This is a genomic window from Corallococcus sp. AS-1-6 (genome assembly GCF_020037015.1).
Taxonomy (GTDB): Bacteria; Myxococcota; Myxococcia; order Myxococcales; family Myxococcaceae; genus Corallococcus.
In genome coordinates this window covers 127,397-140,885 of sequence record NZ_JAIQDE010000006.1, presented here as the reverse complement: position 1 = coordinate 140,885, position 13,489 = coordinate 127,397, and the positions used below count along the sequence as shown (strand labels likewise).

Below are 13,489 nucleotides of genomic sequence, written 5' to 3'. Positions count from 1 at the left end.
ACGGCGCGCGCGTGGTACAGCGGGACCCCCGATGAACTCCGGCTCGCTGGACACCCTGGTGCTCTCCGTCACGGCCCTGCGCAAGACGTACGGCGCCCGCACGGCCGTGGACGGCATCTCCTTCCACGTGCGCCGCCGCGAAATCGTGGGGCTCCTGGGCCCCAACGGCGCGGGCAAGAGCACCACCATCAACATGCTCCTGGGCGTGCTCCAGCCCACCTCCGGCACCATCGCCATCGAGGGCACCGACCTGGAGACCCAGCGGGTGAAGGCGCTGTCCCGCACCAACTTCGCCGCCGTCTACGCGCCCCTGCCCGGCAACCTCACCGTGGCCCAGAACCTGCGGGTCTTCGGCCTCGTCTACGGCGTGAAGGGGCTGTCCGCCCGCATCGAGTCGCTGCTGGAGCAGTACGACCTGAAGCGCTTCCGGGACACCAAGTGCGGCGTGCTGTCCTCCGGCGAGCAGACGCGCGTGTCCCTGGCCAAGGCCATGCTCAACGAGCCCCGCCTGCTCCTGCTGGACGAACCCACCGCGTCGCTGGACCCCGCCACCGCGCTGGACATCCGCACCCGCATCAAGGCCTTCGCGGCGAAGGGCGACAGCGGCGTGCTGTGGACGTCCCACAACATGTACGAGGTGGAGTCCGTCTGCGACCGCGTCCTCTTCCTGGCGCGCGGCCGGGTGCTGCTGGAGGGCGACCCCAGGACGCTGCCCCGCGAGCACGGCAAGGCCACGCTGGAGGAGCTGTTCATCGCCGTGGCCAACGAGCCGCTGTCGCTGGAGAGGACCGAAGCGCCATGAACCTGGACCACGTCGCGGGCATCGCGCTGCGCCAGTTCTATCTCTACAAGGGCAACTTCGCGCGCGTGGTGCCGCTGTTCGCCTGGGTGGCCGTGGACATGGTGCTGTGGGGCTTCATGACCCGGTACCTCAACGAGGTGACGTCCTCCGGCTACGACTTCGTGCCGGCGCTCCTGGGCGCGGTGCTGCTCTGGGACTTCTTCGCGCGCGTGATGCAGGGGCTGACGACGGGCTTCTTCGAGGACGTCTGGTCGCGCAACTTCCTCAACGTCTTCGCCACGCCGCTCACGCTGCCGGAGTACGTGGGCGGCCTGGTGGTGACGAGCATCGCGACCAGCGCCATCGGCCTCGTCGTCATGCTGCTGTTGTCCACCACGGTGTTCGGCCTGTCCTTCGCCGCCTACGGGGCGCTGTTCATCCCCTTCGTGCTGGTGCTGTTCCTCTTCGGCATCGCGCTGGGCATCCTCAGCAGCGCGATGGTGCTGAGGCTGGGCCCCGCGTCCGAGTGGTTCGTCTGGCCCATCCCCAGCCTGCTGTCCCCGTTCGTGGGCGTCTTCTACCCGCTGTCCACGCTGCCGGAGTGGATGCAGTGGGTGGCGAAGCTCCTGCCCCCGTCCTACGTCTTCGAGGGCGTGCGCACGCTGGTGGCCGGCGGCGAGTTCTCCGGCGCCACGCTCGGCTGGGGCTTCGCGCTGGCGCTGCTGGACATCGTGCTGGCGGGCTGGGTGTTCCAGCGCGTCTACCGCTACGCGGTGCGCACGGGCCTGCTGGCCCGCTACAGCGCGGAGAGCGTGAGCTAACGCCGCACGCGCAGGAGCAGGTCCTTCCTGGGGCCGCACTCGCCCCGGCCGTCGCAGTTGCTGGTGGTGACGTACAGGTGCCCGTCCGGCCCCATCAGCACGTCGCGCAGGCGGCCATACGTGTCGCGCAGGTACACCTCGTGCCGGGTCACGCGGTGGGGCTGCCTCGCGTCGAACTCCACCCGGTGCAGGTGCTTGGACTTGAGCGTCCCCACCAGCAGCGACCCCTTCCACTCCGGAATCGCGCTGCCCGTGTAGACGGCGGCGCCGCCCGGGGGCATGGCGTCATCGAACGTGAGCGACGGGGTGATGCGCCCGCCCTGCGTCTCGCACGAATAGATGCCGGGCCAGCCCAGGTTGTCGCCCGCCTTCACCACGTTCACCTCGTCATGGCCAAAGCGCAGCGTCTCGCCGCTGGGGCCGTGGTCGGTGAGGTACAGCGTGGTGGCGTCCTTCCAGTCAAAGCCTTGCGTGTTGCGCACGCCCAGGAGGAACGCGGGCGAGTGGGGAAAGGGATTGTCCTGGGGCACCGCCCCGTCCGGCGTCAGGCGCAGGAGCTTGCCCGCGGGGCTGGCCACGTCCTGGGACAGGTCCGGGTCCCGGGCGTCGCCCGTGCCCACGTACAGCATGCCGTCCGGCCCGAAGCGCAGCCGCCCGCCGTCGTGGTACTTCGCGGACGGGATGCCGTCGAAGATGACGCGCTCGAAGGTCGCGCTCGCGCCGTCCGGCGACAGCGTCCAGCGCTCCACCCGGTTGCGGGCCTTCCCGTCCGCCTCGGTGGTGACGTACAGGTAGAACGCGCGGTTCGTCGCGAAGTCCGGGTGCGCGGCGATGCCCAGCAGGCCGCCCTCGCCGTTCGCCGCCAGGGGCAGCGTGGCCACGGCCCCGGGCTGCAACTGGCCTCCGCGCAGCAGCCGCACGCGGCCCGGCCGCTCGGTGATGAGCGCGTCCGTGCCCTGGCCCGGCAGGAAGGCCACGCCCCAGGGGACCTCCAACCCCTCCGCCACCACGTCCACGGTGATGGGCACGCCGCCGTCCTGGCCCCAGCCGTCCTCCACCCGGACGCAGTCCGCGGCGGACGCCGTCCCCTGCGCCTGGCTCCTGCGGCAGGCGGAGGCGGAGGCGGCGAGCACCACGAGGGCGGACAGGAGCAGGCGTCGGGAGCGCATGGGGACAATCTAGCGTGGGTGAACGCGGCCCACCGACCTGGAAGGGGGGCAGGCGAGCGCGGCCGGGATGGGACAACGGTCCCGGATGGCGTTGTCGCGGCCCCTGTCGTGGGCACCTTGCTCGGGCGGGTTCAACGACACCAATGCCCAGCGGGAGGCAGTTCCATGGCGCGCATCGCATTCATCGTGGCCAACGACTTCGAGGACTCCGAGTTCCAGGTCCCCTTCGACAAGCTCAAGCAGGCGGGCCACGAGCCCGTCGTCATCGGCGTGGAGGCCGGCAAGGCGCTCAAGGGGAAGAAGGGCGCCGAAATCCGCGCGGAGAAGGCGGTGAAGGAGGTGAAGGCCGCGGACTTCGCCGCGCTGGTGATCCCCGGCGGCTACTCGCCGGACCACCTGCGCATGGACATCGCCATGGTCGGCTTCGTGCGCGACTTCTTCAAGGCGGACAAGCCCATCGCCGCCGTGTGCCACGCGCCGTGGATGCTGGTGGAGGCGGACATCGCGGACGAGCGCACCGTCACCTCGTTCCCCTCCATCAAGACGGACCTCATCAACGCCGGCGCGCGCTGGGTGGACCGCCAGGTGGTGGAGGACGGCAACCTCATCACGTCCCGCAAGCCGGATGACCTGGAGGCCTTCAGCGCCGCCCTCCTGCGCCAGCTCAAGGACGGCATCGCCCCACGTCTGGAGTCACCTCTGGCCCCGGAGGCCGCCGCGGACCGCGCACCGCCAGTGCACTGAGCCGAGAGCAGGCCTCGAAACGGTCCAACAGGACCCAGACCCCCGGGGGGCTCCATGCGCTCCGGGGGTCTTTGCGTGCCGCGTCAGGGGACGCACTCCACCCCAGGGCCATGCCTGCCTGCCCCCACTTCCAGAGGGGGAAATGTTGGCGGGACAACCCCTCATCCCCCAGTCGCATGGCGCTGTCGCACGCATGCGTCGGGTTTTCGCTGCTCTGGAATTGTTCCGTTGTCTTTGGCGCTTCGATACAAGACACTCAGACGTTTGTACGGGGTTTCACCAACCCCAGGGGAGTCATCTCTTCCCTGAATTTTACAGCTAGGTTGCGATTGTGCAGCGGTGTTGCTTATTATTTCGCCAGCCCCGCCCCCTTGACGGACCGCGCCAACACTGGCGGTCACTCTGGACTCCCGCATGAACCCGGCTCCTCGAAACGCGGTGTCCCAGCCCCGTCAGGTCGTCCGGGCGGTATTGAACGAAGCGCTGGAGAGCAAGCTGGGCGGCGAGGTGGTGGTGAAGTCCACCACGGTGTCCGGGCGCGTCTTCGTGGTGGAGCGCAAGGTGGCGTGGACGGTGCTCACGGGCCCGGGCGCGCGCAGCTTCTCCACGGCGCTCATCGACGCGAAGCTGGTGAACCGCGAGGACGTCGAGCAGGTGATGGCGGAGTGCCGCAAGAGCGGCGGCAACTTCTGCGAGACGCTGGTGGCGTGGGGGCTGGTGCCGCGCGACACGCTGCGCGACCTGCTCCGCCACCACGTGGCCGCGCAGTTGGAGACGCTCTTCGGGCTGGCGGAGGCGCAGGCGCTCTTCGTGCCGCAGCCGCGCTCCTACTCCAGCCAACTGACGTTCGAGCTGGCGGAGCTCACGGCCCACCCACCGCAGTCGCAGTCCCCCTCGAGTCCCCCCGAACTGGATGGTGAAGTCATGGCGAACGTGAAGCAGGCGCTGGAAGAGGCGATGAAGATTGAAGGGGCGTTCGCGGTCTGTCTGGCGGATGCCAACAGCGGGATGACCCTGGGCAGCGTCGGTGGGAACGCGACGTTCAACGTGGAGGCGGCGGCCGCGGGCAACACGGAGGTGATGCGCGCCAAGCTGAAGACGATGAAGGCCCTGGGCATCAAGGACCGCATCGAGGACATGCTCATCACCCTGGGCGAGCAGTACCACATCATCCGCCCGCTCGCGGCCCGCGAAGGCCTGTTCCTCTACATCGCGCTGCACCGCGCGAACGCGAACCTGGCGATGGCGCGCTTCCGCATGGCGGATGTGGAGAAGACCATCCAGCTCTGAGGCTTCACCTGAGTGCCACCCCCACGCCGCCCGTTTCCCTCCTGGAGGGAAGCGGGCGGTGGCGTTTTGAGGGGTCAGTGTTCTCCCGCGCGCTTCTCACCGGCTTCCACGCGCAGGGCCAGGCGGTTGCCGCGCGGGGGCAGCGGGCAGGTGGCGAAGCGCGAGAAGGCGCACGGCGGATTGTAGGCGCGGTTGAAGTCCAGCACGACGCGCCCGTCCTTGTCCGGCAGCGGCGCCTCCAGGAAGCGGCCGGCGCCGTAGGTCGCGTCGCGGTTCGTCTCGTCGCCGAAGACGATGAACAGCTCGTCCGAGCCCTCCTCCGCCACGGGGATCAGCCGGTGCTCCTTGCCCCCCACCGTGAAGACGAGCGTGCCGGCGGACTTCATCTCCTCCGAGTACCCCAGCACCGTGGGCACGCTGAGCATGCGCGGCGTTTCGTCCGGCATCAGCCGCGCCTCCACCTTCCAGGCCGCGCTGGCCGGATACAGCGGGATGCCGTGGAACTGCTTGCGCGCCGCCGCCTCCGAGTCCTTCACCCGCACGCCCAGCCGGTCCTGCCGGCGGATGATTTGAAAGCTCACGCCCCCCAGCCGCACCACGTCCGGCGCGCCCTTCTCGTCTGTCTTCAGCGCGCCGCCCGTGAAGGGTTTGCCCTCCAGCGTGAAGGCCACCCCCGGCGCGGGCTGGAAGCTCACGGTGTCCCCCTGGCGCACGAACGTCCCCGCCCTGGCCGGCACCGGCGAAGGCAGCGGCACGGCGCTGTCGGGCGCGGAGCCGGCCGTCTGCTCGCCCTCCTTCAGCCAGGTGAGCCCCACCAGCGTCAGCCAGCCGTCCGGCGACGTCAGGCGTTGCAGCCGCTCGGCCTGCCACGCCTGGGTGGCGGCGGCGACGTCCTCCGCGGGGGCCTTCTTCTGCGCCTGCGCGGCGGGCTTCGGGAGCGGCTTCGCGGGCGGCGAAGCCTGCAGGGCCAGGGACAGGACCAGGGCGAGGGTGCTCATGCGGATGGGCCTCGGAGCGCGGGAGGAGGGGCAGGGGCGCTGGGGCCAATGTCTAACAGGTGCCCGCCCCGGTTGCGCGCGGTCCCCCCGCCGTGCAAAGGCTTGAGAAACCTTCCATGAACCTGGACCTCCACCCCGCGCCCCCGGCCAGTGCCCTGCGCAAGCTCGCGCTGGGGACGTGGCGCGCCCCCCGCGACCCGACCTCCTACGCGGCGCTGGAGGTCCGCATGGAGCCGGCGCTCGCGTTCATGGCCACGCACCGCACGCGCACCGGCCGCCGGCTGACGGTGACGCACCTGGTGGCCAAGGCCGCGGCGGACGCGCTGCGCCGCTACCCGGAGGCCAACGTCGTGCTGCGCGGCCAGCGCCCGTGGCTGCGCGAGGACGTGGGCGTCTGCGTGCTGGTGGTCCAGCCGGCGAGCGGCGCGTCGCGCGTGGACCTGACCACCGCCACCGTGCACCGCGCGGATGAGAAGTCGCTGGAGGCGCTGGCGGACGCCATGGAGGCGCGCGTGTCGCGGGTCCGCGCGCGCGAGGACGTGGAGATCGAACGGGGCAAGCGCCGCTCGTCGCTGTTGCCCGGCTGGCTGATGGGCCCCGCGCTGCGGCTGTTGTCCTTCGTCTGGTACGGCCTGAACGTGGACCTGCGCCGGGTGGGCATGCCGTTCGACCCGTTCGGCTCCGTGGCGGTGACGAACCTGGGCTCGCTGGGGCTGGAGCGGGGCTTCGTCGCGATGGTGCCCTACACCCGCGTGCCGCTGCTGCTGGCGCCGGGGCTCGTGCGGGACGTGCCCGTGGTGGAGGGCGACGCGCTGGTGCCCGGCAAGGCCATGACGCTCACCTGCACCTGGGACGCGCGCCTCATCGACGTGGACCTGGCCGCGCGGGTGCTCCGGCACATCGGCGGCGCGCTGGAGGACCCGAGCGGGTGGGATGCACCCGGGACCGAAGCGCGGTAGAACAGGGGCGTCATCCGGAGGTCAGCGCATGTCCGTGGATCCCTTTCGTCGCGTCGGCTCGTCCCGCCCCATCGGCCGGGTGCTGAGCGGTCAGGACCGCTTCGAGAAGGAAGCCCTGGAAGGGCCCCCTGAAGGCCCCCTCGCCATGGACCGCCGCCAGCGCATGGCCGGCGGCCCGCTGCCGGTGAACGGCGAGAGCCCCTTCGCCGCGAAGCTGCGCAAGCTGGCCGCGTCGAACCCGGACGGCAAGGACGACTGACGCGTCCGCCGGGCCTCAGACCTGTCCGGCGCCGCCGTCCACGAAGAGCTCCGCGCCGTTGACGAAGCTGCTGTCGTCCGACGCGAGGAACAGCGCCGCCTTCGCCACCTCGTCCGGCTGCCCCATGCGCCCCAGCGGGATGAGGCTGGTGAGGTAGTCCTTGATCTGCTTCGCCCCCGCCGCGTCGGGCGCCAGCCCGTTGAGTCCCGGCGTGTCGATGGGGCCCGGGCTGAGCGTGTTCACCCGGATGCGCCGCCCCTTCAGGTCCGTGGCCCAGGTGCGCGCGAACGAGCGGATGGCCGCCTTCGTCGCAGCGTAGACGCTGAACGCCGCGGAGCCGTCCGAGCCCGCGGTGGAGCCCGTCAGGATGACGGAGCCGCCGTCCTTCAGGAGCGGCAGCGCCTTCTGCACCGTGAACAGCGTGCCCTTCACGTTGATGTTGAACGTCTGGTCGAAGTGCGCCTCCGTGATGGAGCCCATCGCCGCGAACTCGCCGCCGCCCGCGTTGGCGAACACCACGTCAATGTGCCCCGCCTCCTCCTTCACCCGCGCGTAGAGCGCGTCCAGATCCGCCATCACGGACACGTCCCCGCGCACGCCCACCGCGCCCTGGCCAATCTCCTTCACCGCCCGGTCCACCTCCGCCTGCCGGCGGCCGGTGAGGAACACCTTCGCCCCCTCCTGCGCGAAGCGCTTCGCGGACGCGAAGCCGATGCCCGTGGTCCCACCCGTGACGACTGCCACCTTCCCGTCGAGCCTGCCCATGTCCCGCTCCTTGTCCCGTCCCCGCGCCAGCGAGGGGTTATGGACTTTATGGTCCATATCTAAGAATGGTGGACCGAGCGGTCAATAACTTTTATTTTCCAGGCATGGCTCGGCCTCGGACATTCGATGAAGCGCAGGTGCTGCGGGCGGTGCGCGACCAGTTCTGGAACAAGGGCTACGCGGCGACGTCCATGGACGACCTGATGCAGGCCACGGGGCTGGGCAAGGGCAGCCTCTACGGGGCCTTCGGCGACAAGCATCAGCTCTTCCTGAAGGTCTTCGACGCGTACTGCGTGAGCTCCGTGGAGTCGGTGAAGAAGACGCTGGAGGGGCCGGACGCTGGCGCGCTGGAGCGGCTGCGTCAGTACCTGCTGGGCGTGGCCACCGCGTCCGCGTCGCCTACGAACCGGCGCGGGTGCCTGCTGGCGCGCGGCACGTCGGAGCTGGCGGCGCAGGACGGGCAGGTGGCGGACCGGGCGCTGGAGACCCTCCGGGGGCTGGAGGTCGCGTTCGTGCGCTGCCTGGAGCAGGCCCGGGCGCAGGGGGACCTCGCGCCCCAGGCGGACCCGAAGAGGTTGGGCGCCATGCTGCTCGGGGTCCACCGGGGGCTGGAGGCCGTGGGCAAGGCGGGCATGGACGAGGCCACCCTGCGCGGCATGGTGGAGACCGCGTTCGAGAGCCTCCCCGCCGCGCCGAAGCGCCGACGTTAGCGCCGCCCTCTTCCGGTGACCCCGGCGTTCAGGCTAGGCACGGGGCCTGACCGCCGGTGCGGGCGGTCACTCACCGGGATTGGGGGCATGGATGCGCAAGGCACACGCGGTGGCGGCGTCGATGGTGGCGCTGATGCTGGGGCAGACGGGCTGCTATCGGACGAGCATCGTCACGAACCTGCGGCCGGAGCCGCAGGTCCACCAGGACCGGCAGTGGTTCACGGTGGCGGGCCTGTTGCCCGTGTCCAGCCCCCCTGGCAGCGAGTGCGAGAACGGCGTCGCGTGGGCGCAGAGCCGCGCGACCGCCAGCGACTTCCTCATCCAGGCGGGCCTGGCGGTGGCGGGCGCGTTCGTCGGGGCGGCGGTGTGCGCCGGTGGCAACCGGACCGACGAGGAGCGGGGCAACTGCGCCGCGATGGGCCTGCTGTTGCCCTCGGTCCTGGTGGGCTCGCGCACCGTGGCCTACGCCTGCGCGGCGGAGCCCTCGAACATCCACCCGCGGCACGACCCGGGCCCGGAGACGCCGGTCCGCGCCCCGGACGCGCCGGAGGAGGGGGAGGTCCCGGCGCTCGAGGCCCCGACGCCGCCGCCGCTGCCGCCGCCCGGCTCCGTGCCGGACTCGAACCCCGGCCTCTGACGCACCTCCGGACGCGGCGCGGGAGGTGTCCGCGCCGCGCCCGAGGGTGTCTGTCTATTCGCCGCGCCGCTTCGAGCGCGTCAGGGCCCAGCCCTGGTTGGACCGGGCGCGCTCCACCCGCTTGTGCGCACGCTGCGCGGCGGCGTCCGTCTGGCGGTGCTGGAAGGCCTGCTCGCGCTGGAGCTTCTGGAAGCTCGCGTGCCGCTCCTCGGAGAGCGTGCCGTCCTCCACCGCCGCTTTCACCGCGCAGCCCGGTTCGCCCTGGTGGCCGCAGTCGCTGAAGCGGCAGCCGGTGGCCAGCGCGAGCACGTCCGCGAAGGCGTTGGCCAGGCCCTCCTCCTCATCGCCCCACAGCCCCAGCTCGCGCATGCCGGGCCCGTCGATGATGAGGCCGCCATTCTCCAGCACGAACAGCTCGCGGTGCGTGGTGGTGTGCCGGCCCCGGTCGTCGTCCGCCCGCACGGGCTGGGTGACCAGGCGCGCGGCGTCCAGCAGCCGGTTGGCGAGCGTGGACTTGCCCACGCCGGACGAGCCCAGCAGCACGCCCGTCCTTCCGGGAGGAAGCCGGATGCGCACGTCCTCCACGCCCAGGCCCGTTTGCGCGCTCACCGCGAGCACGTCCACGCCGGGGGCCAGGGCCTCCACCTCCCGGACGCGCTCGGCCGCGTTGTCCGCGAGGTCCGCCTTGCTGAGGAGCACGACGGGCGTGGCGCCGCTGTTCCAGGCCACGGTGAGGGAGCGTTCGACGCGGCGGGGGTTGAAGTCGCCGTCCAACCCCATGACGAGGAACACCACGTCCACGTTGGCGGCGATGAGCTGGCCGTCGTGTTCGCTGCCCGCCTCGCGCCGCTTCAGGAGGCTGCGGCGGGGAAGCACGGCGTGCATCAGCGCCTCGCCGTCACCGGACGCGGGCGGTTGCAGGAGGACCCAGTCGCCCACGGTGGGCAGGGCCTCCGCGCCCTGGGCCTGATGGAGGAGGCGTCCGGCGGCGCGCGCGAGGAAGGCCGCGCCGGCGGTCTGCACGGTGAGCAGTCCCCGCTGCTGGCGCACGACGCGCCCGGGGACGAGGGACGAGGACGACTGCGAGAGGGTGTTGGACAGCGCGAGGTCGAGGTCGGGACCCCAGCCGAGGGTTTCGAGTGACACTTGAGGAACTCCGGGCAGAGCGATGCCAGGACGCGCGGGAGGGGACTCCGGGGCGCCGGGCGTGAAGGAAGCGGGCTCGCGCTGCGACGGACGACGGTGCTGCGACCGGCTCAGCGGATGCACGCCCGCGTGGCGGACAGGGCCGCGACGACGACAAGGGGCGGAGTCATCAGGACAGGTCTCCTCAAGGGTGCGTGGAACCACCGGCGGTCATCGCCGTTCCAGGCGGGAACCCTAGCAATCCCTGTCGTCCATTGGCCACCCCCGTGCGTTTTCCCCCTTGAACCTCACGCGACGTGAGGTTGTACCCATGACATCCAGTCGCGCGAAGGGGCGCGGCTGGAAAGGGGTGAGGCATGCAGCACACGGAGCTGAAGGTAGGGGAGCTGGCCCGGCGTACGGGGCTGTCCATCCGCGCGCTGCACCACTACGACGAGATTGGCTTGCTCAAGCCCTCGGCGCACACGGCGTCGGGGCACCGGCTCTACACGGCGGCGGACATCGCCCGCCTGAGTCACATCCTGTCGCTCAAGCAGCTCGGGTTCTCGCTGGAGGAGATCGCCGAGACGCTGGGCCGGGCGGACTTCTCCGCCCTGCGCGTGGTGGAGCTGCGGCTCCAGCGGGCCCGGGAGCAACTGGCGGAACAGCGTCAGCTCTGCGACCGCCTGGATTCCCTCGCACGGCAGTTGCGCGCGGCGGAGCACGTCTCCGCCGACGACTTCCTACAGACCATCGAGGCCATGACCATGTTCGAGAAGTACTACACCCCGGAGCAGTTGAAGGAGCTGGAGGCCCGCCGCCAGGCGATGGGGGACGACGCCCTCCGGCAGGTGGAGGCCGAGTGGCCCCGCCTCATCGCGAGCATGCGCGAGCAGATGGAGCAGGGCGCCGACCCCGCCTCCGAGCCGGTGCGCGCGCTGGCCACGCGCTGGCGCGAGCTCATCCGCGCCTTCACGGGAGGCAACCCCGGCATCGAGAAGTCGCTCCAGACGATGCACCAGCAGGAGCCCCGGATGGCCGAGCGCCAGGGCCGCGACCCCCAGCTCATGGAGTACGTGGGCCGGGCCATGGCCTGTCTGGACGCGCCGAAGTAAAGCCAGACATGGAGCGACGGCCGCCAGCGAAGGGCTGGCGGCCGTGGCTGTCATTGCAGTCCATCCGGGCGCGAAGGCTACTGGCCGCCGACGGTGCCGGCCGACGAACCATTGGTCCCGCCGGTGCCGGTGCCGCCCACGCCGCCCATGGTGCCGCCGGAGCCGCTGGTGCCGGTGCCGCCCACGCCGCCCGTGGTGCCGCCGGAGCCACCCGTGCCGGTGCCGCCGACGCCGCCCGTGCCGGTCGTGCCGCTGGTGCCGCCCGTCCCGGTGCCGCCCGGGTTGAGGACGGTCGAGCCGTTGGACTCGGTGCCGGGCTGGGTGGCGCCGGTGGTGCCGGTGCCCGTGCCGCCAATGGTGCCGGTGCTGGTGGTGCTGCCAGCGCCCGTGGCGCTGGTGCTGGTGCCCGAGCCGCCGTAGGTGCCGGTGCTCGTGGAGGGCTGCGTGTATGAGCCCGTGCCGGTGGAGGGCGCGGTGCTGCCGGTGCCGTAGGTGTCCGTGCTGGAGCCGGTGCCGGTGCCCGTGCCAATGCCGCTGGTCCCGGTGCCACCGGTGCCGGAAGTGCTACCGCCGGTGGTGCCGGTGCCGGTGGTGCCCGGGGTCGGGTTCACGCTGGTGCCAGAGCCCCCCGTGCCGGTGGCGGTGTTGCCCGTCTCCACGCCGGTGGAGTTGGTGGTGCCGGGCGTGACGGTGCCCTGGGAGCCGGCGCTGCCGGTCTGGCCGCTGTTGACCATCTCCGGAGAGGCGCCGGAGGAGCCAGGGGTCGTCCCGGGGCTCGAGCCGTCGCCTACCTGCTGGGCGAGCGCGCTGGTGGAGAGGAGGAAGCTGAAGGCCAGTGCCGCGGTGCCAATGGAGCGTCGCATGTGAAGGAACCCTTTCCGTCGCTTGAGGCGTAAAGGTGTGTGCTTCACCGGACAGGGCAACCCTTGGAAACCCGCTGGCACATGGCAGGCCGCCAGCTCGCAGGTCGTTCATGGAACGAAGCACGCGGGGCAGGGGTTGCGCGCACGCGCGCCGGGTTCCGTGAAACAGGTGGGGACAGCGCACTCGGGTGTCCAACACCTGCGTTTCCGCATCGCTGTGGGAAGTCTTCGCCCCGTTTCTGTGCTGTCCTCCGGTCCAGTGAAGGAGCGTGCGTGAGCGGACGGGACGGGCATCTGGCGGTGGGCCGCACGAGCGCGCGCCTCGCGCGAAGCGTGAGCGCCCGGGCATGGCCGCTCACGCTCGTCATCGCCGCGGGACTGGGCCTGCTGCTCTACGTCGCCACCACCAGCCTCCCGTACCTCATCGCTTCACCCGCCGGAGACGCGCACCTGGGCGCGCTCAATGACTGTCTGGCGCGGCAGTTGGAAGGCGCCACGCGGCTGGGCTGGGCCGTGGCTCCGGATGCGTCGCGCGCGGCCGTGTTCGGACCCCGCGTCGTCGCCGTCTGCGGCGAGGATGGCTCGCACTCGCGCCTGGAGATCCCCGGCACCACCGCCATCGCCTTCGATGGCGAGCGCTGGCTGTGGGCCGCTGCTGGAAGCCGCCTGTTGCGGGAGCGGGACGGCGCGCTCCTGCCGGTGGGCGACATCTCGCCACCGGAGTGGCTGATCGGCCACGCGGGCGGGGTCCTCGCGCTGGATGCCAGCGGGCAGCTCGTCTCCGTGGCGCCGGACGGCAAGGTGCTGGGGCAGGCGCAGGTGCCCGGTCCGGGAGGCCGGCTGTCCATCGGCCCCGGCGGCGTGCTCGCGGCGGTGGAGTGGGGCGGCGGCGTCATCGTCTACGACGCCCGCACCCTGGAGTTGGTGCGGGCGGAGGCCCCTTGCGCCGTGGAGTTCCTGTGGTGGCTCGACACCGCGGATCAGGTCCTGCTGGCCTGCGGCTCGCCTGCTTCCCAGGACGCACCCGCGCCGGCCTCACTCCGCTTCGATGTCCGCACCGGCGCACGTGAAGAGGTGCCCGCGCGCCCACGCGCGCCTGCCCGAAGGCTCTCGGGGCGGGCGTTGTATGTGCAGGGGTGCGATGGCTTCCCGTGCACGGCCTCGCCTCCTTGAAGCTGTTATGGGGAGGTTCCTCCTCGGGCTCGTGACCGCGACCCGGGGCTTCCGGGGTTGGTGGGGCTCAGGTCCAGGCA

15 protein-coding genes are annotated in these 13,489 nt (G+C 71.5%); 10 read left to right on the top strand and 5 right to left on the bottom strand.

Features of this window, described 5'->3' with window-relative positions:
• Positions 1-31 precede the first annotated feature (31 nt).
• Together K8612_RS10565 and K8612_RS10560 are read left to right on the top strand one after the other, a co-directional pair.
• Positions 32-802, top strand: a complete 771-nt coding sequence (locus tag K8612_RS10565; protein ID WP_223740986.1) for an ABC transporter ATP-binding protein — start codon at positions 32-34, stop codon at positions 800-802.
• The gene (locus K8612_RS10560) at positions 799-1,602 is read left to right on the top strand and encodes an ABC transporter permease (RefSeq protein ID WP_223740987.1); all 804 of its coding nucleotides are present in this window, start codon (positions 799-801) and stop codon (positions 1,600-1,602) included. The genes K8612_RS10565 and K8612_RS10560 overlap by 4 nt, the downstream gene beginning before the upstream one ends.
• Here the strand turns inward: K8612_RS10560 and K8612_RS10555 are convergent.
• On the bottom strand, positions 1,599-2,771 hold the full coding sequence (locus K8612_RS10555) for a PQQ-dependent sugar dehydrogenase (protein WP_223762192.1): 1,173 nt from the start codon (positions 2,769-2,771) through the stop codon (positions 1,599-1,601). The genes K8612_RS10560 and K8612_RS10555 overlap by 4 nt on opposite strands.
• A 165-nt stretch (positions 2,772-2,936) precedes the next feature.
• On the opposite strand from K8612_RS10555, the gene K8612_RS10550 reads away from it, so the two are divergent.
• Positions 2,937-3,515, top strand: coding sequence for a type 1 glutamine amidotransferase domain-containing protein (locus K8612_RS10550; RefSeq protein ID WP_223762191.1), 579 nt, complete (start codon positions 2,937-2,939; stop codon positions 3,513-3,515).
• 414 nt (positions 3,516-3,929) lie between these two features.
• Positions 3,930-4,805, top strand: coding sequence for a hypothetical protein (locus tag K8612_RS10545; RefSeq protein WP_223740990.1), 876 nt, complete (start codon positions 3,930-3,932; stop codon positions 4,803-4,805).
• Between the two features lie 74 nt (positions 4,806-4,879).
• Here K8612_RS10545 and K8612_RS10540 read toward each other — a convergent pair whose 3' ends face one another.
• The gene (locus K8612_RS10540; RefSeq protein WP_223762190.1) at positions 4,880-5,803 is read right to left on the bottom strand and encodes a DUF1684 domain-containing protein; all 924 of its coding nucleotides are present in this window, start codon (positions 5,801-5,803) and stop codon (positions 4,880-4,882) included.
• 116 nt (positions 5,804-5,919) lie between these two features.
• Here K8612_RS10540 and K8612_RS10535 point away from each other — a divergent pair, with 116 nt between their 5' ends.
• Both K8612_RS10535 and K8612_RS10530 read left to right on the top strand, forming a co-directional pair.
• Positions 5,920-6,762: a 2-oxo acid dehydrogenase subunit E2 gene (locus K8612_RS10535; protein ID WP_223762189.1), complete on the top strand. Its 843-nt coding sequence runs from the start codon at positions 5,920-5,922 to the stop codon at positions 6,760-6,762.
• Positions 6,763-6,790: 28 nt separating this feature from the next.
• Positions 6,791-7,021 (top strand): hypothetical protein, encoded by a 231-nt coding sequence (locus K8612_RS10530; protein ID WP_223762188.1) that lies wholly within the window; start codon positions 6,791-6,793, stop codon positions 7,019-7,021.
• A 15-nt stretch (positions 7,022-7,036) separates the two neighbouring features.
• Here K8612_RS10530 and K8612_RS10525 read toward each other — a convergent pair whose 3' ends face one another.
• Positions 7,037-7,786 (bottom strand): SDR family oxidoreductase, encoded by a 750-nt coding sequence (locus K8612_RS10525; protein ID WP_223762187.1) that lies wholly within the window; start codon positions 7,784-7,786, stop codon positions 7,037-7,039.
• A gap of 104 nt (positions 7,787-7,890) precedes the next feature.
• Between K8612_RS10525 and K8612_RS10520 the strand changes: the two genes are divergently transcribed.
• Both K8612_RS10520 and K8612_RS10515 read left to right on the top strand, forming a co-directional pair.
• Positions 7,891-8,496 (top strand): TetR/AcrR family transcriptional regulator, encoded by a 606-nt coding sequence (locus tag K8612_RS10520; RefSeq protein ID WP_223762186.1) that lies wholly within the window; start codon positions 7,891-7,893, stop codon positions 8,494-8,496.
• Positions 8,497-8,587: 91 nt separating this feature from the next.
• The gene (locus K8612_RS10515; protein ID WP_223762185.1) at positions 8,588-9,133 is read left to right on the top strand and encodes a hypothetical protein; all 546 of its coding nucleotides are present in this window, start codon (positions 8,588-8,590) and stop codon (positions 9,131-9,133) included.
• 54 nt (positions 9,134-9,187) lie between these two features.
• Here the strand turns inward: K8612_RS10515 and rsgA are convergent, their stop codons facing one another.
• A complete protein-coding gene (gene rsgA / locus K8612_RS10510; RefSeq protein ID WP_223762184.1) occupies positions 9,188-10,279 on the bottom strand; it encodes a ribosome small subunit-dependent GTPase A in 1,092 nt (363 codons plus the stop codon).
• 356 nt (positions 10,280-10,635) lie between these two features.
• Between rsgA and K8612_RS10505 the strand changes: the two genes are divergently transcribed.
• On the top strand, positions 10,636-11,373 hold the full coding sequence (locus K8612_RS10505) for a MerR family transcriptional regulator (RefSeq protein WP_223762183.1): 738 nt from the start codon (positions 10,636-10,638) through the stop codon (positions 11,371-11,373).
• Between the two features lie 77 nt (positions 11,374-11,450).
• On the opposite strand, the gene K8612_RS10500 is transcribed toward K8612_RS10505, so the two are convergent.
• Complete coding sequence (locus tag K8612_RS10500; protein WP_223762182.1) at positions 11,451-12,236, bottom strand: hypothetical protein; 786 nt, start codon at positions 12,234-12,236, stop codon at positions 11,451-11,453.
• Positions 12,237-12,509: 273 nt separating this feature from the next.
• Here K8612_RS10500 and K8612_RS10495 point away from each other — a divergent pair, with 273 nt between their 5' ends.
• Positions 12,510-13,409: a hypothetical protein gene (locus K8612_RS10495; protein ID WP_223762181.1), complete on the top strand. Its 900-nt coding sequence runs from the start codon at positions 12,510-12,512 to the stop codon at positions 13,407-13,409.
• Positions 13,410-13,489: the final 80 nt, after the last annotated feature.